The organism is Proteus sp. fly-1067, from assembly GCF_040139345.1.
GTDB lineage: Bacteria > Pseudomonadota > Gammaproteobacteria > Enterobacterales > Enterobacteriaceae > Proteus > Proteus vulgaris_B.
This window is the reverse complement of the sequence record NZ_JBEEUL010000015.1, coordinates 57921-81097: the sequence shown is the minus strand read 5'-3', so window position 1 is coordinate 81097 and position 23177 is coordinate 57921. Positions and strand designations below refer to the sequence as shown.

At 34.8% G+C, this 23177-nt stretch carries 15 protein-coding genes; 6 read left to right on the top strand and 9 right to left on the bottom strand.

Annotated elements, in window-relative coordinates; genetic code table 11:
• The first annotated feature begins 384 nt into the window (after positions 1 to 384).
• Genes ABN217_RS16850 through ABN217_RS16830 form a run of 5 tightly spaced genes read left to right on the top strand, consistent with a single transcriptional unit; the run spans position 385 to position 10480 of the window.
• Positions 385 to 2010: a TULIP family P47-like protein gene (locus ABN217_RS16850; protein WP_349459650.1), complete on the top strand. Its 1626-nt coding sequence runs from the start codon at positions 385 to 387 to the stop codon at positions 2008 to 2010.
• Positions 2011 to 2028: 18 nt separating this feature from the next.
• The gene (locus ABN217_RS16845; RefSeq protein ID WP_196553471.1) at positions 2029 to 3303 is read left to right on the top strand and encodes a TULIP family P47-like protein; all 1275 of its coding nucleotides are present in this window, start codon (positions 2029 to 2031) and stop codon (positions 3301 to 3303) included.
• A gap of 18 nt (positions 3304 to 3321) precedes the next feature.
• Positions 3322 to 4956, top strand: a complete 1635-nt coding sequence (locus ABN217_RS16840; protein WP_197269453.1) for a TULIP family P47-like protein — start codon at positions 3322 to 3324, stop codon at positions 4954 to 4956.
• Positions 4957 to 4982: 26 nt separating this feature from the next.
• Entirely contained in the window at positions 4983 to 5438 is a 456-nt protein-coding gene (locus ABN217_RS16835; protein ID WP_072070277.1) for a hypothetical protein, read from the top strand.
• Positions 5439 to 5488: 50 nt separating this feature from the next.
• Positions 5489 to 10480, top strand: a complete 4992-nt coding sequence (locus ABN217_RS16830) for an RHS repeat-associated core domain-containing protein (RefSeq protein ID WP_349459649.1) — start codon at positions 5489 to 5491, stop codon at positions 10478 to 10480.
• A 71-nt stretch (positions 10481 to 10551) separates the two neighbouring features.
• Here ABN217_RS16830 and ABN217_RS16825 read toward each other — a convergent pair whose 3' ends face one another.
• From ABN217_RS16825 to ABN217_RS16810, 4 genes are all read right to left on the bottom strand, one after another.
• Positions 10552 to 10899 (bottom strand): YfiM family lipoprotein, encoded by a 348-nt coding sequence (locus ABN217_RS16825; RefSeq protein ID WP_196553468.1) that lies wholly within the window; start codon positions 10897 to 10899, stop codon positions 10552 to 10554.
• 139 nt (positions 10900 to 11038) lie between these two features.
• Positions 11039 to 12397, bottom strand: a complete 1359-nt coding sequence (gene pssA, locus ABN217_RS16820) for a CDP-diacylglycerol--serine O-phosphatidyltransferase (protein ID WP_196553496.1) — start codon at positions 12395 to 12397, stop codon at positions 11039 to 11041.
• A gap of 205 nt (positions 12398 to 12602) precedes the next feature.
• Complete coding sequence (locus tag ABN217_RS16815) at positions 12603 to 15245, bottom strand: bifunctional acetate--CoA ligase family protein/GNAT family N-acetyltransferase (RefSeq protein ID WP_349439790.1); 2643 nt, start codon at positions 15243 to 15245, stop codon at positions 12603 to 12605.
• 46 nt (positions 15246 to 15291) lie between these two features.
• Positions 15292 to 15975, bottom strand: coding sequence for a tRNA-uridine aminocarboxypropyltransferase (locus ABN217_RS16810; protein WP_349459648.1), 684 nt, complete (start codon positions 15973 to 15975; stop codon positions 15292 to 15294).
• Positions 15976 to 16206: 231 nt separating this feature from the next.
• Here ABN217_RS16810 and ABN217_RS16805 point away from each other — a divergent pair, with 231 nt between their 5' ends.
• Positions 16207 to 17370, top strand: a complete 1164-nt coding sequence (locus ABN217_RS16805) for a tRNA/rRNA methyltransferase (RefSeq protein WP_340895512.1) — start codon at positions 16207 to 16209, stop codon at positions 17368 to 17370.
• A gap of 93 nt (positions 17371 to 17463) precedes the next feature.
• On the opposite strand, the gene emrB is transcribed toward ABN217_RS16805, so the two are convergent.
• The 5 genes from emrB to ABN217_RS16780 form a co-directional block, all read right to left on the bottom strand.
• The gene (gene emrB / locus ABN217_RS16800) at positions 17464 to 18981 is read right to left on the bottom strand and encodes a multidrug efflux MFS transporter permease subunit EmrB (protein ID WP_072070269.1); all 1518 of its coding nucleotides are present in this window, start codon (positions 18979 to 18981) and stop codon (positions 17464 to 17466) included.
• 15 nt (positions 18982 to 18996) lie between these two features.
• On the bottom strand, positions 18997 to 20175 hold the full coding sequence (gene emrA / locus ABN217_RS16795; RefSeq protein WP_349441604.1) for a multidrug efflux MFS transporter periplasmic adaptor subunit EmrA: 1179 nt from the start codon (positions 20173 to 20175) through the stop codon (positions 18997 to 18999).
• A gap of 192 nt (positions 20176 to 20367) precedes the next feature.
• Positions 20368 to 20895: a transcriptional repressor MprA gene (gene mprA, locus ABN217_RS16790; protein WP_072070267.1), complete on the bottom strand. Its 528-nt coding sequence runs from the start codon at positions 20893 to 20895 to the stop codon at positions 20368 to 20370.
• 492 nt (positions 20896 to 21387) lie between these two features.
• The gene (locus ABN217_RS16785; RefSeq protein ID WP_349459647.1) at positions 21388 to 22596 is read right to left on the bottom strand and encodes an MFS transporter; all 1209 of its coding nucleotides are present in this window, start codon (positions 22594 to 22596) and stop codon (positions 21388 to 21390) included.
• Positions 22597 to 22763: 167 nt separating this feature from the next.
• A complete protein-coding gene (locus ABN217_RS16780; protein WP_196553463.1) occupies positions 22764 to 23171 on the bottom strand; it encodes a hypothetical protein in 408 nt (135 codons plus the stop codon).
• Between the last annotated feature and the right edge of the window lie 6 nt (positions 23172 to 23177).

The window sequence follows — 23177 nt, the reverse complement described above, 5'->3', positions numbered from 1 at the left end:
CAGAAGTGAAACGTTGTAGCGCCGATGGTAGTGTGGGGTCTCCCCATGTGAGAGTAGGGAACTGCCAGGCATTAAATAAGACGAGAAAGCCAACCCAATGGGTTGGCTTTTTTGCGTTTGGGTGTTTATTTTCTGTGTGAATTTCCATTTTAAATGTGAATAAAACGCATTTTTATTCTACTTAATTTTTTTAATTATCCCCTTTTTTATATCCCATCATTTCGTTTATTAATTTTCTATTGTATTAAAAAGTTAATAACTCTCTAATTTTATTTGATGTTTTATTTCCAATGAAATTCCCCATAATAAAAGTTGAAGATAAAAAAGGTTAAATTACATGGTTTGTTAATCAAAAGTATATCTCTTTTATAAGAAGGATTAATTATGGCTGATGTATCAACAAGCGGCTGGGATGTAGTCAGTGTTACAGATATTGAAACACTGAATAAAGTTATTAATGAGGGTGATAACCATCCTAAATCATTTTCAGACTATATAACGGTGGTTGGTAATGATTTAAAAGTAGAAGGGGAATGGGGGGATTGGTCTATCGCGAATGAAGCCAGCGGTAAAAATATTTACATGCAGTGCAGCATTAAAAATGCCACTGTGACTTATATAGGAAAATCTTATCCTATAAATGATGATAAAAATGCCTCACAATCCACATTAAATATAGAAATTTCACTGGATGGTATTGAGACCGATCCTACTGAATGGATAGGTGATGATGAAACGTCTGAAATATCGAAAGATACAAAATGTTATAAGTTAATGGTGGATAGCAAAGCGGTGATTGTAGTTACGGGATCTAATTACACCAATAAAGAGCTTTATTCGCCCGAAAATGGTTTAGCATCACTTGTAGATATCGTTTTAAAAAATTGGTTTAATCGAAATGTAGGAACTTTCAAACAAGTATTTTCCGTCGTATTAATAGGATTAAAAGCAAATAAAGGTGATTTTCAATGGCTCAAACCATCGGCCTATAGTTATTCAGCAAATAGCTCTATAGATCAAAAATCTGCTGCTTTTGCTGCCTTAACATTAGTCGATGGAAAAACTGACATTGGTGATCTACAGCAAACAGTTGATATAGCAGCGTTGCAGGTTGTTAAGGAATATGGTGCTAATGCAGCGCTGATCATAAGTAAATCAATGTTTGTTAAGCATATTCTGTTAGAAGCGGCAGTTGCCCTTGTTAAGGGCTCTACAAAAGCTGATTTTGAAATAGACAAAAATGGATTATCACTTACCAATATTAAAGATACTGTTTGGCAGGATTTTGTCGGTCCTGACGATGAAATCATGTCTCCCACCATTCCCGCACAAAGTTTTATTTTGACTCTTCAATCTGATTTTATTCATATAAGTATTAGTGGCGCTCATTATCGTCCTCGATGGGGGGTAACTGTATATATGGGAATAGAACAGAACTTTCGATATAAAGTAGAAAAAAATAAAGATGGGGAACCTGTTTTTGTGCCAGATGAAAAAGGTTTAGGTGATGCGGTTGTTAGTTGTTCTGTTAAATTTGATGATTGGTTAGATTGGCTAAATATTGTGACTGGAATAGTGACATCAATTGCTTCAGTTATTGCATTGGGAACAAGTCTAGCTGGGGTTATTGCTGAGACTGGAATGGCGACATTAGTCCCTAATGCAGGTGCAAAAGTTGCCTCTTTCTCATTTAAATTATTTAATTTTACTATCAAATTGGAAAAGTTAGCGCCTATTGCTGCTGCAATTCAACGAGGTGTGGCTTCAAATCCTTCTGTATTTAATGTTGTAAAAATTGGTTCAGCAGTGACTGCAGCAACGACAGGTATTATATGGGGAGCAACGACACTATCAGAAGCGATATATCATCAGATCTTTGATAATGTACCTAGTTTTAAAATATTTGCACGTAATTTTACTGGCGCAGTGAAATGGCCTGGTATTGAAAATATGGAATTAAAATCGGCAACATTAGTCGATAGTTTTGTTATCGGATTAAAAATGAGTTAAAAGAAAAAGGATATTCATATGGATATGTATAATTGGGATATGGTTTGTGCTGCAAAGTGTTCATCAATTAATGATAAAATTGCAAATAACAGAGAATTATTTATTAAGGAATTTACTTTTAAAAGTGAAAATAATAGTTTAATTGAAGGAGAATTTGATAGTTGGCAAATTGTATCGGGAGGAAGCTCTCAAAGAATTCATTTTATAACACCAATTAAAAAAGGAAAATTAACAACAACAATTGTAGGTGAAAAACTAGATATTGTTGTTGATGGAATATGTCCTAAGATAGAAATTGAATTAGAGTTTGTGGGAAATGATGTTAATCATACTATATTAAAAATAAACTGTAAAAAGTTAGAGAAAAAACAAATAAATGTCCTTTCAGGTGATGGCAGTATTGTTATATTAGATGATGATATAAATAATATTTTTCCTAACGATGAAAAATTCGTATCAGAATTATTCTCTGATTTAATGGCTAAAATGATTATTGAAAATAAAGAAAAATTACAATTTATTTTTTCTGAGTTAATTAGTTTACCTGATGGTAATAATACATGGATGAAAAGTCATATAATTCAATATTCTTACAATGAGAGTATTAATGGTGAATTAGGTGTTCTTGGTGTATTAACTATTTTGGAGGCTAATCCAAATCCACCAAAATTAACAGATCTACAATTGCAATTTGATCATAACTTGGTTAGAAAAGAAGATAAATCAGGTTTTCTTATCGCTAAATGGGCGTTTATAAAATATGTCCTTCTTGAAGGATTACCCCATATTTTTCAAGGTTCTCATAAAGAACATTTTAAAATTGGGGAGAATAATATTATTCACAATAATGGACGGATCCCATTAAATAAAATGAATGGTTATACGCCTTATTTTGATAGTGCACTTATTGAAATAATTAGTGATAAAATTATTATAAATAATGCAACAGGAACTTGTGATGTTGTTTCGTATAGTAGTTATGTTTCTTTTAGCTTATCAAGTCAATACAAAATATCATTAGAATATAGTAATAATAGACCACGAGTGAAACTCATTTCCTCTTCTTCTCCATTATTTACTTCTCAAGCTCATGATGATGTTGCTTTAATCTTTTGGATCTTTGGAGGATGGGTTGTTGATGCCTTAATTCAAGGGATCCGTAGTCAAATGAGTTATCTTCTTTGGAGCTTTGGTAATTATGGTATGGAATTCGATGTTTTCCCTATTAGTATGAATATTGATGCTAAATATAAAGAATGTGGATTATCTGAAAACTTTTTCATGCGCAGTTAATTAAATGGAATTTAAATTATGAAAGAAATTGCAACTTATGGTTGGGATGTTGTTTATGCTACAAATTATAAAATAATTAATAAATATATCGATAAAAATAAACATTATCCTCAAAAATTCTCAGCTTCGAAAAAAATTATAACTTCATTATTTAAAATATCAGGTGAATGGACTAATTGGTCGTTAAAAAAGGGGGGAACCGGAAAAAATATTTTAATTGAGTGTATTGTTTCTTCTGGTGGGTTATATGATGAAAAAGATACGTTAATAGGATCATTAGAAGGGAGTTCAATAACGATTCAAATTACATTACAAAAAAAAATTGATACTTCAAAAACAATTGAAGATCCCTCTTCTTTAAATAATGGAGTACCGTGGATACTACAAGTTAATGATAAATCTATTGATATGTCAAATGCAGTTATTATAGTCGAAAGTCATTATACGAATATTGTAGAGGGAACGAAAGAGGTTTTAGATCTTTTATTTTTATCCTATTTTAATGAAAATATTAAAGAATTTGATTATATATTTTCAATTGTTATGTTAGACCTTGACTCTATAAATGAGGATCTTCAATGGATTAAACCGACGGCATTTAGCTATGCTGTTGCACATACAAAAAGCGACGAAAGTTCAGATATATTTTCATGCTTGAATCTTATTGATAGCAATAAAAATATTGGAGATAGACAACAATCTATTGATAATAGAATATCTCATTTTTTTACGAATAATGTTGATGCTTTAGTTATTTTTAGTAAAGAAATATACACTAAATATTTTTTACTTCCAGCTGCTGTTAACTTTATTAGTGGAAGTAAAGAGGATGATTTTGAAATAAGTGAATATGGTTTATCTGTTTATAATAAAAAAGAACTCATATGGGGGGAATTTGTTATTGGCTCAAAAACAGAAAATGAAGTTATAAAGCCTTTAATACCTGCGAATGGATTAAATATTAATCTTCAACAAGATCGTATTCATATTAATATTAATGGTGCAACGTTTAGACCTAAAAAAGGACATGTCACTTCAACAATTAATATCAATCAATCTTTAACATTTGAAATGGTGAGGAATGATAAAAATGAACTAATATTTATTCCTGATTTGAAAAATATCAATGATATAAATATTAATATCACTAATAAAGTCGATAAAGGTATTATTATTACTGACATTATTTTAGGTGTTATCACCATTATGGCATCACTCGTTTACGGTGTCGCTGCATGGAGAGATATTAGTTTAATTGCTAAGATTGGACAGGAAACAGAAACAGGCTATGAGTTGATTTCACTTTCTAGAACGTTTGCTGGAGTTGAAGAAGCTGAATTGGCTGAAATGATGTGGGATACCGTAGATATTGGTACTAATCCGGTTTATAGACCAACATCAATTCCGATTAAAAATAGCCTCTCTGTTGCTCAATCAATTTCTTCAACCTTTGTTGAAGGAGAGGTCAGTTCTGCTAATTTGGTTAGAGCTGCATTTAGTGAGCTTTATGACGATCTTGAGTCTTTAAATTCATTTGCATCGAATTATACAGGGACAAGCGCATTATCTGGTCTTAAAGCTTCAGAGGTTCAAACTGCACAATTTGCTGATAGTTTGGTTATTGGTATCAGCCTAGATGATACCTTAAAATAAATTGTATTATATTATAAGGATATATTATGGAACCATATTCATTGAATGAAATCGCTGAATTTGAAAGAATTGAATTACTAGAAGAGAATTTAAATGCATTTTCTTATCGTAATGATCCTGAACATATTGCAAAGTTTTATTTATTTTTTGTCGCGAGGAAATCTGACGATAGTTATTATTTACTTGATGAAAATAAATTAACATCTGCCATTCAAAATAAAGAAATAAAATTTGTAAATTTTTTTACAGGGGAAGAATATACGGTTAGTGCTTCATATCCTGATCCTGATAATAATTCTTTTTTTGTAAGCAAGTTTTTTATTAGAAATAATGTGAATATTATTGAGGTAACTGCTGGGGCATTTAAAGGTTATGCCCCGATTAGTGTTATTTTTAAAACGGATGCCACTAAAGCCATTTCAACAGAATTTATGGCCATGTCTGGATTTGAAAGTAGAGTATTAATTTATCAAGAAAAATAAAATAAAAAATTATTTTTACATAAAAAATTAAATTTATATAAGGTGAAAATATGGAACAATTTCATCAATCTCAAGCTTTTAATTTTACGAGTGCGCTAACAGGTCATGTTGATCCTCGTACAGGTGTTTTCTGTACTAATATTACTATTGCCCATTTGATTGGCAATCAACATATGGGACCGGAATTATCACTAACACTTTCTTATTCTCCATTAAATTTTTATAATCTTCTTTATGGTTTTGGTATTGTTGATAACTTAACTAGCTATAATAAGAATTCTAAAATATTAACTTTATCAACAGGGCAAGTCTATAAAGTTAAAGAAGAAAAACAAGAAAGCACATTTATCCATGCTAAACCAAAAAATTTTAAATTTTCTAAAAAAGGAAATGAACTTTGGGTTTTATATAAGTCAGGAGTCAGTGAAAAATTAACTTCTTATAATACTGCTGATGATGTAAAAGTTGTTCGTGAGATATACAGCCCTTCAGGCAATAAACTTACCTTAGAGTGGGAAGCATTTGGTGATAGTTTTCGTTTAAAATCGGTAAGAGATAACAGTAGCGAGTTATTCAAAGCGACTTATTCAGAAACACTGGGAAGAATACAATTTGATATTTGGCCAGAAACGAATGAAAGTTATTCAATCATCTTATATAAACAAGATATTTTTCTTTCAACAGTGACGATCCGCGCGCTAAATACCGATTTAGTTTGGCAATTATTTTATACTCGTTATGGTCGTAGTAATATTCATAAGTATTTAACTAAAATTATTACTCCAACAGGATTAGTTGAGCATGTTGAATATCAAACTAATGGACATCGATTACCAGAAGGCAATCAAAGTTATCAAGTTAATTCTCGAAGCCCAATTCGAGTTATAAATAAGATCCCTTATATCGCTTATGTGAAAAAACACTTTGTTTCACCTGGTTTAGGCACGAAAAAGCAAATAGTTGAATATGATTTTTCAGAGAAAAATTTTCTTGGTTACGGTGGTGCTAGCGCCAGAATAACGACCAATGGACAAGATTATTTATATAATGTCGAAAACAATTATCAATATGATTCAATAGAAAAAAGAAAAGATACTGATAAAAATATTACTTTTGCAACGAAGCGAATATATAATAGTTTTCATTTAGTTATCGAAGAAAGAGAACAAACAATTTCTCATACTAATGAGATATTATGTGAAAAAATCACTCAGATAACATATTACGCTGATATAAATAAAAGCTTTGAACAGCAGTTACCTCAATATCAAATGCCAAAAGAATACCTGATAATTTGGAAGCAAGGTGATAATTATCGCCGAGAAAAAAGTATAACTGAGTATGATAATGAATGTAATATTATTTCAATGGTTGCTTTTGATTCAACCAAATCTGAATTTACTTATTATGATCCCAGTGGTGAATCAGGAAAATGTCCAGCAGAACCAAATGGTTTTAAAAAATTTATAAAAGAAGAAACGATTACACCTGCTACAACTGAATTTGAAACACCGACGAGAAAAAAACAATATCTCTATGACAGTTTTTCCATAAAAAATAGCCAGTTATTACCTGTTAATAATATGGTATTACTTACATCAGAAATAATTTTATCTAATAATAACCAAATAAGAAAGCAAAGTATCTCTTATTATAATGATGTTTCATCTGATAATTTGGGACGAGTTTTAGAAAAAAAAGTAACAATAACAGAACAACAAATAGAGACGTTATCTCTTAAAGAAGAATATGAATGGAGTTATTCAAATAGTAATTATATTTCTTGTATTACGAAAATAACAGGAGTTAAAGATAATATCGTTGTTTCTACAGAAAAACGTTGGACACCTATTTCTTATCGTTTAATTATGGAAAAAGATATACAAGGAAATATTTCAGAGTACCAATATGATAAATTAGGGCAAGTGATATCAAATATCCTATCGCCTAAGACCCCATATGAAAATAAAATTGAATATGAATTAAATATTGCTTTATCTAATGTACCAATTGAATTTTCGGTTAAAGATGCGTTAGGGAATAAATATTTAAGTAAAATGGATGGAGAAGGTCGGATTGTTGAGAAATTTTATTTTACTGAAGAAATTCCTAATGGATTGAGAATAGAAAAATATGATTATAATTCATTAGGAAAAGTCATTAGTGTAACACATTACGATTTGCATAATATAGATAATCCTAATGAGCAGCCTAAGGAAAATTTAATATTATATAAATATAACGATTGGGGTGACTTGATTGGTGAAGATTATAGTAATGCTTTTTCAAATAGAAAAATATTTGATCCAATAAAAAATCAGTTCAGATCTCAATCGATATCACTTCGCGATGTGAATAAGAAATCAGGTATTATTCAAAAAGAGTTTAATCAATCAGGAAAAATTAACAAGATCGTTCAACTTAAATCAGATGGTGTGACTGAAGAGTATTACTGGCAATTTTTTACTGATGGTTTAGGGCGAATACGTAAAACTATCGATAAATCAAATAATGTGACTACATTTGAATATGATGACTTTGACCAACTGATAGAAAAAAAATTACCAGATGGATCTATTATTAAGAAAAAATATAAAGATAGCCTACCTATTCAAATTTCATTAAAACCAAATGATAGTAATGAAATGATACTCGGAACACAAGAATTTGACAGTTTTGGAAGGCTAACACGTTATCAATGTGGCGGGCGTAATTTAACAATGAGTTATCAAGGTGCTTCACCAGATCCTCATCAGGTTACAACAGCCGATAATAGCATTATTTCTTATGAATATATTTCAGAATTAGATAATGCGATATCTTCGATAAAATTTAATGGAGAAATACAACAATATGAATATGAGCCATTAACCGGAAGATTAATAAAATACTCTGAAAATAATGGTTTCAATCATCTCTTTTCATATACAAAATCAGGTCAGCTAAAAAATGAAAAAATAACTTTACAGGGGAAATCAGAGCGTAGAGTAAGTTATTCTTATTCGCTAAGAAATTTACTCGTTAGCTATACTGGCATTGATAATGAAACACAGATGTATGTTTATGATAAGAACAATCAAATAACACAAATTGTTGATAGAGCTGTTACTACTACTGTTAATTACAATGAGTTAGGAAATTATATTGGTCATAAGGCAATATATAACGTTAACAATAGCACGTTAGAAACTAAATTAACGTTAGATGATTTTGGAAGAGAAACTAAAAGAGAATTAATTGAAATAAAAGATAATAAAACAAAGAATATAGATATTGAACAAACATTTTTAATGACAAATAAATTATACAATAAGAAATTATTTTTAAATAAGAGAGAAATTAAAAATGAAACTTATGATTATGATAATATGGGGCGATTATTAAATTATTTATGTAAAGGTGAAATGTTTTCTAAAGATAGCGAGGGGCGAAATATTAAACAGCAAAGTTATCTATGGGATGCATTAGGTAATATTAAAAAATCCACAACTATCTTTGACAGTGGTAATGAAGTTGTTGACTACCATTACCAAAATACGAATGATCCTTGTCAATTAACCCGTCTTTCATATTCAAATAATAAACCTTCCATTACCTTAAACTATGATTTGAATGGGCGAATGATTGAGGATGTATTCGGCTATAAATTAACTTATGATAAATTAGGTCGATTAAAAACAGTTATTAATAATAAAGATACAATTAGTTATGGTTATGACGGTTTAAATCGCTTATTAACAAAAGAATATAAAGGTGGAGTAGGAGAGCTCTATTATCGCAATGATGCTATAGCAAATGAAATCTATCCTAATGTTAATGTGCGCTATAATTTGTTGGGTAAATATTGTGTTGGTTTTAAGTACGATATTAAATCCAATAATGATAATACTGAGCTTTATACTGAAGTTGCAACAGATATGATGGGATCTGCTTTTGCCTTTTTCAATACTCCAGATGATCCCGCTTCTTTTCTTTCTTATTCACCTTGGGGAGATGGTGCAGGAGCGTTCAGCGCTGGACCTCGTTTTACAGGTGAATTATGGGATAGTTTCAGTCAAAGTTATCTTTTAGGTAATGGCTATCGCGCTTATCAACCTCGCTTAATGCGCTTTACCTGCCCTGATAGTTTAAGTCCATTTGGAGCTGGCGGGTTAAATGCGTATGCTTATTGTGATGGTGATCCTGTTAATTTAAGTGATCCTAGTGGGCATATTAGTGGATGGGGATGGGCTAGTATTATATTAGGCGGTGTTGGGCTATTGCTTGCACCATTAACATTTGGCGCGTCTTTAGAATTTGGTTTAGGTGTTGCACTAGCATTAACGGCATTAGAAGTTGCTAGCGGTGCAACCGCAATTGCCGCTGGTGCGCTAGAAGAAAAGGATCCAAAATCCTCAGAAATTCTAGGATGGGTATCATTAGGTTTAGCCACCCCTTCTATTGGTTTGGGGATCTACTCGTTAGGAAAAGGGATCAGCAAAACAGCGACAATCTTTAAAAATAAACCCATAACGTTGGGTGGAACGATGAGGAAAATAGATTTGTTGGATCAGGGATTTTATACTTTTGAAGACACTTATAAAAATGCCAGCCGATTAAATATTGTTTCTCATGGTGAGCCGGTTGGTAAAGGCTCTTTACTGACCGTATTAACCGAAGGTGGATTGCGTAATATGGATGCTGATGAATTATATAGTATATTGAAAACACGTTACAATTTAGATGATTATGCTAGTTTGCGTACTCTTGCGTGTCATTCTGGTGTAGGAGGGATCCATTCTATAGGCTATAAATTAGGGCAATTAGCACAAAAAGATGTTAAGAGTTTTATTGGACCCATGACGGGTAACTTTGTTTTAGAAGACGTTTTTGACCTTTTTGCTGAAGCCGTAAAAATAGCCGGTCCAGCGGGTCATGCTAAAATGGCGAAAACATTTTCAGAACGATATGTTTTTAAAATTCATAAAACAAATCCATATTCAATATTTGATGTTTTAAATCATTACTCTTGGACTTATCAACCCACAATGTTTAGATATTAATATTATGTCACTGACTCATAATATCTTAAAGAAATACAGAATAGTTGTTCTATTATGAACACTATTTTGTGTTACTTTAATTGCTGATAAAGCAATGAACCTGCCGCCGCCCCTGCAACATCATAAGCGAAATCATGCCAGCTCCAGCCTGTACCATCTGGGCGACTATCATAAAGCTCCTTTGCTGCACCTAAACTAATAGAAACTGAGAGCCCAATTAATAATCCCTCTCTATAACCATAATTTTGATGGTCTGCATACGCATTTGCACCAGCAGATGCTGCCATTGAAAATAAAAAATGCTGAGCTTTATCTTTGCCTTTCCAATTATCATTGGCAAAATGAAATGACTGGCACCCATTTAAAATCATTATTGATAATAAAATAATTAGAGAGTGATACTTAAGCTTTAGTTTCATAAAAAATAAAAGTCTTTTCATTGATAAGCGTGTTTTTAATATAGAGGATTATTAAAGATAAGGGATGATTTAAGAAAAAATTTTATCAAACAAAAAAGCCTTGCTGTTATTTAGCAAGGCTTATCAAATGAAGCGTTGATTAAAGTATACGACTGATTAATCTATCAACACGAATACGTCGTAACCGTTTGATCAACTTTTTCACTTTTAGTGGGTAAAGCTTAATGCTTTCTAGATCTTGATAGTGTTTCACAACGATTGTGTGTTGACGAATACACGCTAACTCTTTATGTCGTTGTTCATGTAATTCATGTTTAGGATCATGAATCAATATCGCGTTTTCTAAATCTAATCCCCATGCACGAGGGTTTAGATTATTACCTGTAATTAACTGCCAATTATCATCGACCCACATACCTTTTAAGTGATAAGTGTTATCACTGTCTTTCCAGAGTCTTACTGTTAATTGGTCATTATCAATAAATCGTTGGAAACGCTGGGTAAATTTACGCAGATTGATCTCATAGAGATAAGGCAGGGCACCAATAATTTTAAATGGCTCTTCAGGTGGAATATAAAAGTCATTTGCCGTTTTATCACCAATAATAATTTCGACTTGTTTGCCATTTCTTAATAAATGGCTGATTTGACGAACAAGGATCGCAGGTAAATTAAAATAAGGTGTGCAAATAACCAATTTTTCTTCTGTAGAAGCCATTAGGTGAGAAATAGTCTTATTTAAGATATTTTTCTTACCTAAACCTACTAAAGGTGTTACTGCTAATTCATGATTAGAAGCATTGGATTTAATATCATAGCCATCACGCGTGCGTAAATTAAAACGAAATTGACGTATGCAATTTTTTATTTCGGCACAACGAACCCTATCTTTAATATCAAGACGTTGAATAGCTTCAGATTGTAGAAGATCACCCACAATAAACTGTTTCATTGTGGTCGCTAATTCACTATTTTGAATAATGTGATATCGGTCATAGCGATATTTATCTAGCTTATGCAAATACACATTATTAATGCTTGCACCACTATAAATAACCGTATCATCAAAGATAAAACCTTTTAGGTGTAATACACCTAGCGCTTCACGAGTATTAACAGGGAGCCCATAGATAGGGAGCTCTATACCAGGATGTTGCTGTGCAACATGGTAATACCAATCTGCATTTGTCGCATCAGCCGAGACACCAATACGCCCACGTTGAGCACGGTGCCAGTCAACAATAACGGTAATGGATAATTCAGGACGTTGTTGTTTTGCGGTGTAAAGCGCATCAAGGATCTCTTCACCAGCCTCATCGTGCTCTAAATAAAGAGCTGTAATAAAGATCTCTTTTTTTGCTTGAGCAATATATTTCAATAAGGTGCTGCGAAACGCGGACGTCTGATAAAGCGTTTCAACATCAGCAACTGACTGAGCTAATTTAGGCAGTTGTGCAAGGTGTTGTTGATGCTTAGCAAGTTTTAGTTTAGACAACATCACAGTGCTTAGTTCTCTTGTTTATGATGGCAGATGGAGCCATCGTCCATGTAGATTTTCTTTAACCGATCTTCTGATCATAACATTAGTTATATGGGATGTACGCATAAAATCATCATATATAGCTAATTTATCAAAGGTTGCGTGAATAATCACATAACAAAACTTTCTCTTATGATTATCGTACTTACACATCTTTTGAGGATCAAAGAAGCAAGTCAAGATTCACTATTCCTTCATCAAACTGAACTTCAACCGAAAAACCTAATTTTTTCGCTAAACTTATCATATTGCGATTTTCAGGCATGGTTATTGCGGTTAAACGTTTAATACCGTGTACTCTAGTATAGTTGATAAGTTTAGTCATAAGTTGATGACCTAGAGTATTTCCTTTTAAATCAGATCGCACAAGGATAGCAAATTCGGCATGTTGATTATCCGGATCTGCCATTGCGCGTGCGACACCAATGATTTCAGGTTGATCTTCTGGATTTCGAATTGCGACAAATGCCATTTCTCGATCGTAATCAATTTGAGTCATATTCGCGAGATCGTCATGAGTAAACTCACTTATCTCACTAAAATAACGATAGTAAAGATCTTCTTTTGTCACTTGGTTAATAAATGTTTTTAGTAGAGGTTCGTCCTCAGGTAAAATAGGGCGAATAAAACAAGGATTACTATCTCTTAGATAAAATGTTTCTTCTAATTCATTAGGATAAGGGCGAATAGAGAGTCTTTGGTGGGGATCACCTTGCAGTGGAGATAACTCCATTGCAACATCTAATAATGTAAAATCATTGCCAGAAGCCAGTAATGGGTGAATATCTAGCCTAACAATTTGCGGACAATCTAAAAGTAGATGAGAAACCTGTACCAAAAAATGACTTAAGCTTAAAATATTTAGAGGTTGTAAAGCACTTCTTGGCTGTATTTTTCCACTTTTAATTGCATTAATTACCAGATAACGAGCAAGTGCCATGTTCAGAGGCGGTAATGCAACGGCAGCCTTAGTTTCAATTTGCCACTCAACTCCCCCTTCACCCAATAGAATTAATGGGCCAAAAATAGGATCTTGCTCTATTGCCACTCGCAGTTCTTGAGAGCCTGCTCGATTTGCCATACTTTGCACTAACAAACCCTGAATTTTAGCCTGAGGATAGAGTTCTGTTACTCGTTCAATAATGGCATGGGCCGCTGATGAAACTTCAGTGCTGTCACGTAGGTAAAGCATGACACCTTGAACTTCAGATTTATGAGGAATATCAGGAGAACGCAATTTTAGTGCAACAGGATAGCCAATTTTTTCTGCTATATTGACGGCTTCTTGTGCATTATGAGCAATCCAGGTAGGCAGTGTATTGAAACCATAAGCTTCCATAATAGGCTGGACTTGGTGTGTATCTAATCGATACTGCTTATTCTGTAATGCTTCTTCAATACAATGATGCGCTTGTTGCGTATTCATTTTGATATCTAAAGGCAATGCGGGGGTTTCTTTTAATTGTTTTTGATTCCGACGATATTCCACCATATGCATAAATGCAGTAACAGCGCCTTCTGGGGTGCGATAAGTAGGAATACCGGCTTCACTAAATAATTTACGTGATTGCTGAGATGAATATTCTCCGCCCCAGTTAGTAAAAACGGTGAGCCATTTTCGTCTAGGATGCTGATTAATTGCTGCTATGACGCGTTGTGCTGTTTCAATACTGGGTGCTATAGCACTTGGGGTATGAATAAGTAATAAAGCATCATGATCATGACTATCTAATAAGCAATTAAGCGTCGCAATATAGCGTTCAACAGTTGTATCATCACCTAAGTTTAATGGATTGCGGATGGTGCTTTTTTCTTGAATAACACTTTGTAGTTTTTGCGTTGTTTCATCTGTCAGTTTTGCCAGCTTTCCTGAATGCAAAAATAGCTCATCTATCGCCATGGCAGCAGGTGCAGAGCCATTGCTCATAATCATCAATTTTTCGCCTTTTAGGGGCGTCATATAGCTAAGAGTTTCAACAGCAGAAAACATTTCATGAGTATCTTGTACGCGTAATAAACCTGCGCGTTGAAATGCAGCATCATAAGCGATGTCATAACTTGGTGTATCACCTAATAACAGCTGGGCTTTTTGGGTACGACCACTTTTTATGACCAAAATAGGTTTATTGCGTGAAGCACTTCGAGAGGCAGACATAAAACGGCGAGCATCTTTAATATGCTCTAAATGTAATAAAATAGCACTAGTTTTACTGTCTCTTGCTAGAAAATCCAGTAAGTCATCGACTTGTATGTCTTGGTTATCCCCTAAGGCAATAAAGTAAGAAAACCCAATATTACGATAATAAGCCCAATCTAAAATAGTATTGGCAACAGCCGCTGACTGTGAAATAAATGCGAGTTTTCCTTTTTTAACAGGGAGAGGTGAAAAACTGGCATTTAGCCCTTGCCACGGTGCTAAAAGACCCAGACTATTGGGGCCTAGTAAACGGACATGATATTGCTGGCAGAGTAACTTTATTGTCTGGAACTGTTCAGGCTGTGCTGAAAGGACAATAACAGCCTTACAGCCTGATTCACCTAATTGTTTTAGCAACTCAAGATTACGGTGATGATGGGTACAGATAATTGCTAGATCAGGAACTTGGGGTAATTTATCAATAGACGGATAAGTAAAAACACCAGAGACAGAGCCACGAGAGGGATTAATTGGGAATACAGGGCCGTTAAATCCACCACTGAGTAGATTTTTCATCATAGTGGTTCCTGCACGACCTAATTTTTCAGAGGCACCAATTACCGCAATAGATTTAGGACGCAATAGTGCTTCAAGACCTCGTTGGCTCATATCCACTCCAGAGTTTGATTATCAACTTTTATTCAATGTAGCTGATTTACTCTTCTTTTGCCTGACGGCGGTCTGGTTTTCCGATTAAATATTGTTGACGAAAGTAACTAAAATGAGAAAAGAGTTGTTGTGATGCACTTATATCACCCACATTTTCTAAAATAGACGCAGCTACTTCAGCAGTACAATGTTGATCTTCTCTTGTGGCTTGGCGAAGAACGTAATCACATTTACTGGCTTCATTAAGTGAAAAAATAGGCAATGAATCGAGGTAAGGGCTTTTACGAAACATTTTACGAGCTTCACTCCATGTTCCATCTAAAAGGATAAACAGAGGGGGTTTGCTATTAATAGGAAGCTGGTTGTATACAACACGTTCACTTGAAGCATAGCTTTCAGGGAAGACAACATAAGCTTGCTTATCCGGTGTATTGATGAGATCAAGCAAGGCCGGCTCAGGAGTAGTACGGGACCATAAAAAAGCCTGCGTGTCTGGTAATACATCGGCAATTAATTTCCCTGTATTACTTGGCTTCATCACTTCGGTATCATACATCAATAAACAAAATTGGCTTTTTGCTGGTTGGCTGACAATTGTACCACAAAGGCACTGCTTTTCAGGTAATAAGCAGAAGCCACAGCGTTTTATTCGAAATCCTCTGGCTTTAAAAGGACGGGTTGAAACTGAAAGTCGATATTGACGAAGTCGAGAGACTGCATTGTCATGCATAGCAAATAAACCAACACTAATAAAAAAGAAATGGATTTTATCATGTTAAAAACAAACAAACTATTCAGCACTTTTTTTTCATAAAAATCATATTGATATATTGGTTATATCTATGATGAATTTAATTATCAATTGATCCTGATTAGTTTATCGATTCCTATGCGTGATTCTCTCGGTGACAGTTGCTAAACTATCATGTAATCTGCGCCCCTATTGCAGTTGGAGAGACAAATGAACGATTCTTATGAAGGTAAAAACGGCAAAGTAAAAGTGATGTATGTCCGTAGTGAGGACAATGCCGATAATAAACCTAAAAAACCATCCCGTCGTCCTGAAAATGGTCGTGGTGACAGTCGTGACAACAGACGCGGTGATAACCGTGACGACAAAAATCGTGATAACAGACGCGGTGATAGCCGTGACGATAAAAATCGCGATAACAGACGTGGTGATAACAAATTTTCTCGTCGTGATGACCGCGGTGCAGGTAAGCCTTCAGGGCGTGGCGCATCACGTAATGAATCAAAGCCTTCTCGCGATAGCGAAGGCGGAGGTTTTTCTCCATGGAAAACCGTTTCTCGCCCTGCTGGTGAAGAGGCAATAAAAGAGCACGATGGCATTACTGGTAAGAGCCAAATCGATCCTGAACAACTTCGTCGTCAGCGCTTAGAAGAAACGCGTATTTATGGTGAAAATGCCTGTCAGGCAATGTTTAAAAACCGTCCTGATGCGATTGTTCGAGCTTGGTTTTTACAAGATGTTACGCCACGTTTTCGTGATGCATTAAAATGGATGGCTGCAAATCGCAAGGCCTATCACGTTGTTGAAGAAGAAGAGATGGTCAAAGCCGCCCGTACCGATCACCATGGTGGCGTATGCTTCTTAATTAAAAAGCGTGTTGGTCATGATGCAGAAACTTACCTGAAAGATGCGCCTGAGAGTGATTGTGTATTAGCACTGGAAGATGTAGGTAATCCACATAACGTAGGTGCAATTATGCGTAGTTGCGCGCACTTTGGCGTAAAAGGGGTTATCTCTCCTGATTCTGCTGTATTAGAATCTGGTGCGGCTGTTCGTACCGCAGAAGGTGGTGCTGAATATATCCAAGGTATTGATGCTGATAACTTTGCTCAAACTTTAGATAAATTTAAAAAAGCGGGTTATACGCTGGTGGCAACATCAAGTCATAAAGGCAGTGTGCCATTATCAAAAGCACAATTACCAGCAAAAATGGTGCTTATCCTAGGTCAAGAGAAAGATGGCTTAAGTGAAAGCACTTTAAATCAAGGTGATATGAGTATTTACATCGGCGGAACAGGACACGTAGAGAGCTTAAATGTTTCTGTAGCTTCAGGTGTATTATTAGCAGAATGGTGGCGTCAGCACCAAGGCTAATTGCTTTATGGTTTTAAATAAAGAATGATAAAAAACCGCTTAGTCATTGTGATTTAAGCGGTTTTTTTATATATAAGCTCTACATGAATCGCATTATTTTCCTGGAGAGAATGGTGGTTTAGCAAACCAAACCACAATCATCATGATAAGGAAAATGCCCGCTGCTAACCAGAAAATCTCATTGGCTGAAATAATTAATCCTTGTTCTGTAATGGTTTTCGCTAAATAGGCAGATGCTTGTTCATTTGAAAGACCAAGATCATTCATTTGCTGGAATGCCATTTGTGAATCAGGATCAAGTGGATTAATTTTTTCTACAAAGGTTTCATGGTGAAGTGATTCTCTTTGTGTCCAAATTGTAGTAGTTAACGATGCACCAATTGCCCCTGCTAATGTTCTTAAGAAATTCGAAAGACTTGATGCTGATGCCATTTTTTCTGGGGGTAACCCAGATAATGTCATTGTTGTTAATGGCATAAAGAAACACGCAACCGCTAAACCTTGCCAGAATTGAGGCCATGCCACAGTGGCAAAATCCATTCCTGGTTCGAAGGTATAAGCTCGCCAATAAAAACACACAGAAAACATAATAAAGCTAAAGCTGATGATATAGCGTAAATCCACTTTACCACCAAACTTACCTATAATCGGTGTGATAATTAAAGGCAATAAACCTACCGATGCTGATGCTAATCCCGCCCATGTTGCTGTATAGCCAAAGACTTCTTGTAAAAGCAGTGGCAGTAAAACGATGGTACCGAAATAGATCATATAAGCGAGGCTGAGTGTGACACACCCAATGGTAAAGTTTCGACTTTTAAAGAGTGAAAGATCTATTACTGGATGATCGTCTGTAAGCTCCCACACAATTAAAAAGCTAAGGGCAACAACCGCCACAATGGTGAGTACAATAATTTCTGTTGAGTTAAACCAATCAAGCTCTTTACCTTGATCGAGCATGATTTGTAAAGCACCTATACCAACAACAAGCAAAACAAGACCAATGGTATCAATTGGTTTAATTTCGGTTTTTGTTTCTCGCCCAGCTAAGGTGTTTGATATACACATAATAATCAACACACCAAATGGAACGTTAATAAAGAATATCCATCCCCAATGGTAGTTATCACTAATATAGCCACCTAAAATGGGGCCTAAAATTGGCGCTACAACAATGGTCACTGACCATAGCGCAAGTGCCATATTTCGCTTAGCTGGTGGATAGTTATTCAATAATAAACTTTGTGATAAAGGAATTAGTGGCCCAGCGACCAACCCTTGAAGCACACGAAAGAAAATCAGCATTTCAAGACTTTGTGAAATACCACAAAGCCAAGATGTTAATGCAAAAAGTGCCGTTGACCACATAAAGAGTCGAACTTCACCAATGCGTTTTGCTAACCAACCTGTAATTGGGATAGAAATAGCATTTGCTACACCAAAAGAGGTAATAACCCAAGTACCTTGTGAGTTAGAGGCACCTAAGTTTCCTGCAATTGTTGGAATAGCAACGTTAGCGATTGTAGAATCGAGAACTTGCATAAAGGTAGCCAACGCAAGGGCGATGGTCATTAAGGCAAGTTTTCCTCCTTGTAATGGCTCTTTAATCACCTTTACACCTCGCCTTTATTGTCCCGCATTCTGTTCAATAATTTCATTGATCAGTTCATTAATCGCTGACATATCAATAGTTAATGCATCAGTATGATACGCAGGTACTTGGCGTTCGCTGTGTGATAATACTTTTCCATCGAGGTTAATCGTATCAACGGTAACTTCAGAAGAAAGACCAATACGCAGTGGTTTTTCTGCTAATTCTTTTTCATCTAACGAAATACGAACAGGTAAGCGCTGAACAACTTTTATCCAGTTACCACTAGCATTTTGAGCTGGTAATAATGAAAAAGCACTTCCGGTTCCCATATCTAAACCTAATACAGTGCCATGATAAATCACTTTTTTACCATAAAAGTCAGTTGTGATTTTTGCTGGTTGGCCGATACGCATATTAGCGAGCTGGGTTTCTTTAAAATTGGCATCAATCCACATACCTGTTACGGGAACAATAGCCATTAAAGGTTTACCCGGTGCGACTTGTGCACCTACTTGAACGCTACGACGTGAAACATAACCATCTGTTGGACTTAAAATTTTAGTGCGTTCTAAAGCGAGCCATGCATTACGAACATCGGTTGATGCTTGTAAAACAGAAGGTTGCTGTGTAATTGGTGTATTTAAGATAATCGCTTGATTAGCATTGTATTGTTCTTTAGCAACTTCTAAAGCAGCCCTTGCAGTGGAAACAGCTTCTCTGGCGTGTTGAAGTTCTTCTTTACCAATCACATTGCGTTCGCCTAAAACTTCACGGCGGCGAAGGTCATTTTGTAATTTAGTCAGCTCGGTTTCGCGCAAAACGATGTTTGCTTTTAATTGGCGACCATTAATGATTTGTTGATGCATTTGACGAACACTATTCGCTAATGCGGTTTTTGCTTTTTCTAAAGCCAGTTTTTCATCACTTGAATCTAATAAAACTAAAGGGTCACCCGCTTTCACAAAATCGGTGTTATCAACATAAACGGTGGTAACAGAACCAGAAATTTGCGGCATAATCATGATTTGATTGCCTGTGACATAAGCATTATCAGTTGTTTCATGATGTCTTAACACAATAAACCAATAAGCGGCGTAAGCCACCCCAGCAAAAATAAATAGAATAGTTAGCAACAGTAGAACATTTCGGCGAGTTCGTTTTTTATTGCGAATGGGAGCCTGAGGGGGGGTATTTTCCTCATTAACACTCATTTAGAAGATCTCCATAAAACCAGAAAAACATCATTAGATATGTTTCCAGTATTGAAACTGGAAACATAATTATAAAGTCAATCTTAGAATAATTATTAGCGTGAAGGTAAATTATAAATGCTAATGGGTAAGTATGTTTGCCGATTTATGGCGTAAATAGGATTAGATCAATAAAACTATTTATTATATGGCTTATTCACACCCTTTTTCAGCCAAAGTATCCAGTTGTAATAACAACTTACGCATTAGCGTTTCAAGCTGTTTTTGTTCCTGTTGATCTAAAATAGACCAGATTTGTTTTAAACATTGATGCTGTGGAGGTAACAAGCTATTTAAAAATTCTTCACCAGCATCTGTTAAGTGAAGATGCAAACAACGACGGTCATTATGACTTTCACGGCGCTCAATCCAACCTTGTTTTTCAAGTTCATCAGCAATACGTGTTGCATTTGTTCTTGAAGAGCCCAGTGCAGCACTTAGCTCTGAAGGTTGAATACTTCGATTTTCTGTCGTATCTAAAATCATTAGTGCCATAAATAACGTCTCGTTAATACCCTGAGACTTCAACATATTATTACGACTTTCAAGAAGTTTGCTTTGAACATGCATAGAAAGGCGAGTTAACAAAATTTCTTGATAAGGGATATCTTTGTTAAGCGATTTCTGTTGTGTAGCGCGAGTGTTTAGTAATTCTTCTGTTGGCGTAAATGAGCTTTCCATTTTTAGACACCTTGTTAGTTTCGAAAATTAGGATAATGCTGTTATCAACATGTTAAATGGTATATTAAACACACAATTTAGCAATTTTTATTATTTATAGTCACTATGTTTTTTTGATTATGTTACCTGATTCATAAATTTTTTGAATGATAACACAAAAAAAAGGATAGGTACTTATCTCTTTGCAATAAGTTAATAAAATCAATTTATCACTTATCTGACAATGAATAGTAGTCTATTTGCGAAAAAACGGATCGTTTTTTACGATAAAACACGTAATAAATTTATTTTAATCACCAATGGTTACTATATAGATAATACCTAGTTGAAATTATTTATACAGTGCTTTATTGATAAGATTGATATAATTTTCTTAATAAAGAATGGGATGATGATATACATCAATAGTAATCACGCTGTTAAAACATTCACATTTTATTCTGATTAGAGTGGGATTGTAGGAATAATATAACCCATCCTTGGGTCTAAAAATTATTCAGCATGGATTATTGGATCATTTTTATAACCTAATAACCAAACAATAAGACCGATAATGCCAATGGCCAGTCCAGCAATAGAAACGCCCATCCACCCATATTGATGATAGGCATAACCTGATAATAAAGAGCCTAATGCCCCACCAATAAAATAGCTTGTCATATATGCTGCAGTTAGGCGGTTTCTAGCATCAGGTAAAATACGATAAATGGTGCTTTGATTCGTGACATGTACACCCTGAACAGCTAAGTCTAGCAGGACAACGCCAATAATAAAGCTGATGAGCCCAACCCAGTGATAATAAGGCGCGATAATAATAAAACCCCAAGACAGAAAGAGGATAATTAACCCTATTGTGGTGGTTTTCTTGCCTTTCCCTTTATCGACTAATACGCCTGCTTTTCCTGCCATTAATGCGCCCGCAGCACCTACAAGACCAAACAATCCAATAACTGCATCAGAGTAGTTAAACGGATCTGCTGCCAGCAAAAAGGCCATCGATGTCCACAATAAGCCAAAGTGGGCAAAAATCAGTGCTCCAATTAATGAACGAGTTCGAAGTACAGGGGTTGTAACAAATAATTTGAAGATAGAACCTAATAACTGAAAGTAATTTAAGTCTGTTTGACTTTTATACGTGGGTAAACAACGCCATAACGTAATAGCTAAGATTGTTAGAAAAACACTAGCGACCCAGAAAATACCTTGCCAATTTGTAAATGACGCCATCAGCCCAGACACTGTTCTAGCCAGTAAAATACCCAACAAAAGGCCACTCATAATCGTGCCAACGGCTTTTCCTCGTTGGTATGGTGCGGCTAGAGTGGCTGCAAAAGGAACCAGAATTTGAGCGACAACAGAGAACATACCAGAGAGTGCGGTACCTATTAACATCACCCAAATATTTGTTGCCATCGCCGTAATTAATAGCCCACTGGCAGAAATTAATGTCATGGTAATAATGAGTGAACGGCGTTCAAAAATATCGCCCAAAGGGACTAATAACATCAGTCCTACGGCATAACTGAGTTGCGCCGTGGTGACAATAAATCCGGCTAAAGTCGCTGATATATGAAAATAATTTGCGATAGAGTCAAGTAGAGGTTGTGCGTAGTAGTTACTGGCAACAACCATGCCTGTAGCAACGGCCATTAGCAAAATAAGGCCTTTACTAAGTGACGTTTGTGGTGCGGTGTTTTCCATAATACTCATAACAAATAATTTGTAAGGTAAATGATAGTAACATGAGTCATTTTTTTGAGAAAAGAATTACTGTGATAGAAATATTCAATTAATTTGATATAAATCCTTATGTTTAATTGTTATAACATATTGTTTTATATGCTAAATAAAGTTATCACTTAAGCATTTTAATTACTAAAAAGCGTAAAAAAGAGCATTGCCAAACACCATATCCATTGAATTGAAATTCCAATTATTGCAAAAGAGAATAGACGCTTAGTCCCTAACCAACGGGTTTCCATTGTCTGTTTTTGGGGGCGTTTAGGAAATAGTGTAGAAAGGCTTTTATCAAAGCTAACATCATCTTGATAGCGATACAGTGCTTGAAAAAAGTGACTATCAAGCCATAAACGAAAAAGAAAGTATTGGGTAAATAAAAATAAAAAAGAAGCAACAAAAAAAGTCAGTTGATGATGAAAGTGGAGGCTAAATATAGGCCATGTACTCAAATAAGGAAAAAGCGATAAAAACAGCAAATAACGCCAACTTTGTGTTAAAGAGATAATGACTTTACCGCTAGTTTTAGTTGTTAACATGGTTGT

Coding starts and splice junctions, on each gene's coding strand:
- ABN217_RS16850 (WP_349459650.1), top strand. CDS start 385: ATGGCTGATGTATCAACAAGCGGCTGGGATGTAGTCAGTGTTACAGAT.
- ABN217_RS16845 (WP_196553471.1), top strand. CDS start 2,029: ATGGATATGTATAATTGGGATATGGTTTGTGCTGCAAAGTGTTCATCA.
- ABN217_RS16840 (WP_197269453.1), top strand. CDS start 3,322: ATGAAAGAAATTGCAACTTATGGTTGGGATGTTGTTTATGCTACAAAT.
- ABN217_RS16835 (WP_072070277.1), top strand. CDS start 4,983: ATGGAACCATATTCATTGAATGAAATCGCTGAATTTGAAAGAATTGAA.
- ABN217_RS16830 (WP_349459649.1), top strand. CDS start 5,489: ATGGAACAATTTCATCAATCTCAAGCTTTTAATTTTACGAGTGCGCTA.
- ABN217_RS16825 (WP_196553468.1), bottom strand. CDS start 10,899: ATGAAACTAAAGCTTAAGTATCACTCTCTAATTATTTTATTATCAATA.
- pssA (WP_196553496.1), bottom strand. CDS start 12,397: ATGTTGTCTAAACTAAAACTTGCTAAGCATCAACAACACCTTGCACAA.
- ABN217_RS16815 (WP_349439790.1), bottom strand. CDS start 15,245: ATGAGCCAACGAGGTCTTGAAGCACTATTGCGTCCTAAATCTATTGCG.
- ABN217_RS16810 (WP_349459648.1), bottom strand. CDS start 15,975: ATGCATGACAATGCAGTCTCTCGACTTCGTCAATATCGACTTTCAGTT.
- ABN217_RS16805 (WP_340895512.1), top strand. CDS start 16,207: ATGAACGATTCTTATGAAGGTAAAAACGGCAAAGTAAAAGTGATGTAT.
- emrA (WP_349441604.1), bottom strand. CDS start 20,175: ATGAGTGTTAATGAGGAAAATACCCCCCCTCAGGCTCCCATTCGCAAT.
- mprA (WP_072070267.1), bottom strand. CDS start 20,895: ATGGAAAGCTCATTTACGCCAACAGAAGAATTACTAAACACTCGCGCT.
- ABN217_RS16785 (WP_349459647.1), bottom strand. CDS start 22,596: ATGGAAAACACCGCACCACAAACGTCACTTAGTAAAGGCCTTATTTTG.
- ABN217_RS16780 (WP_196553463.1), bottom strand. CDS start 23,171: ATGTTAACAACTAAAACTAGCGGTAAAGTCATTATCTCTTTAACACAA.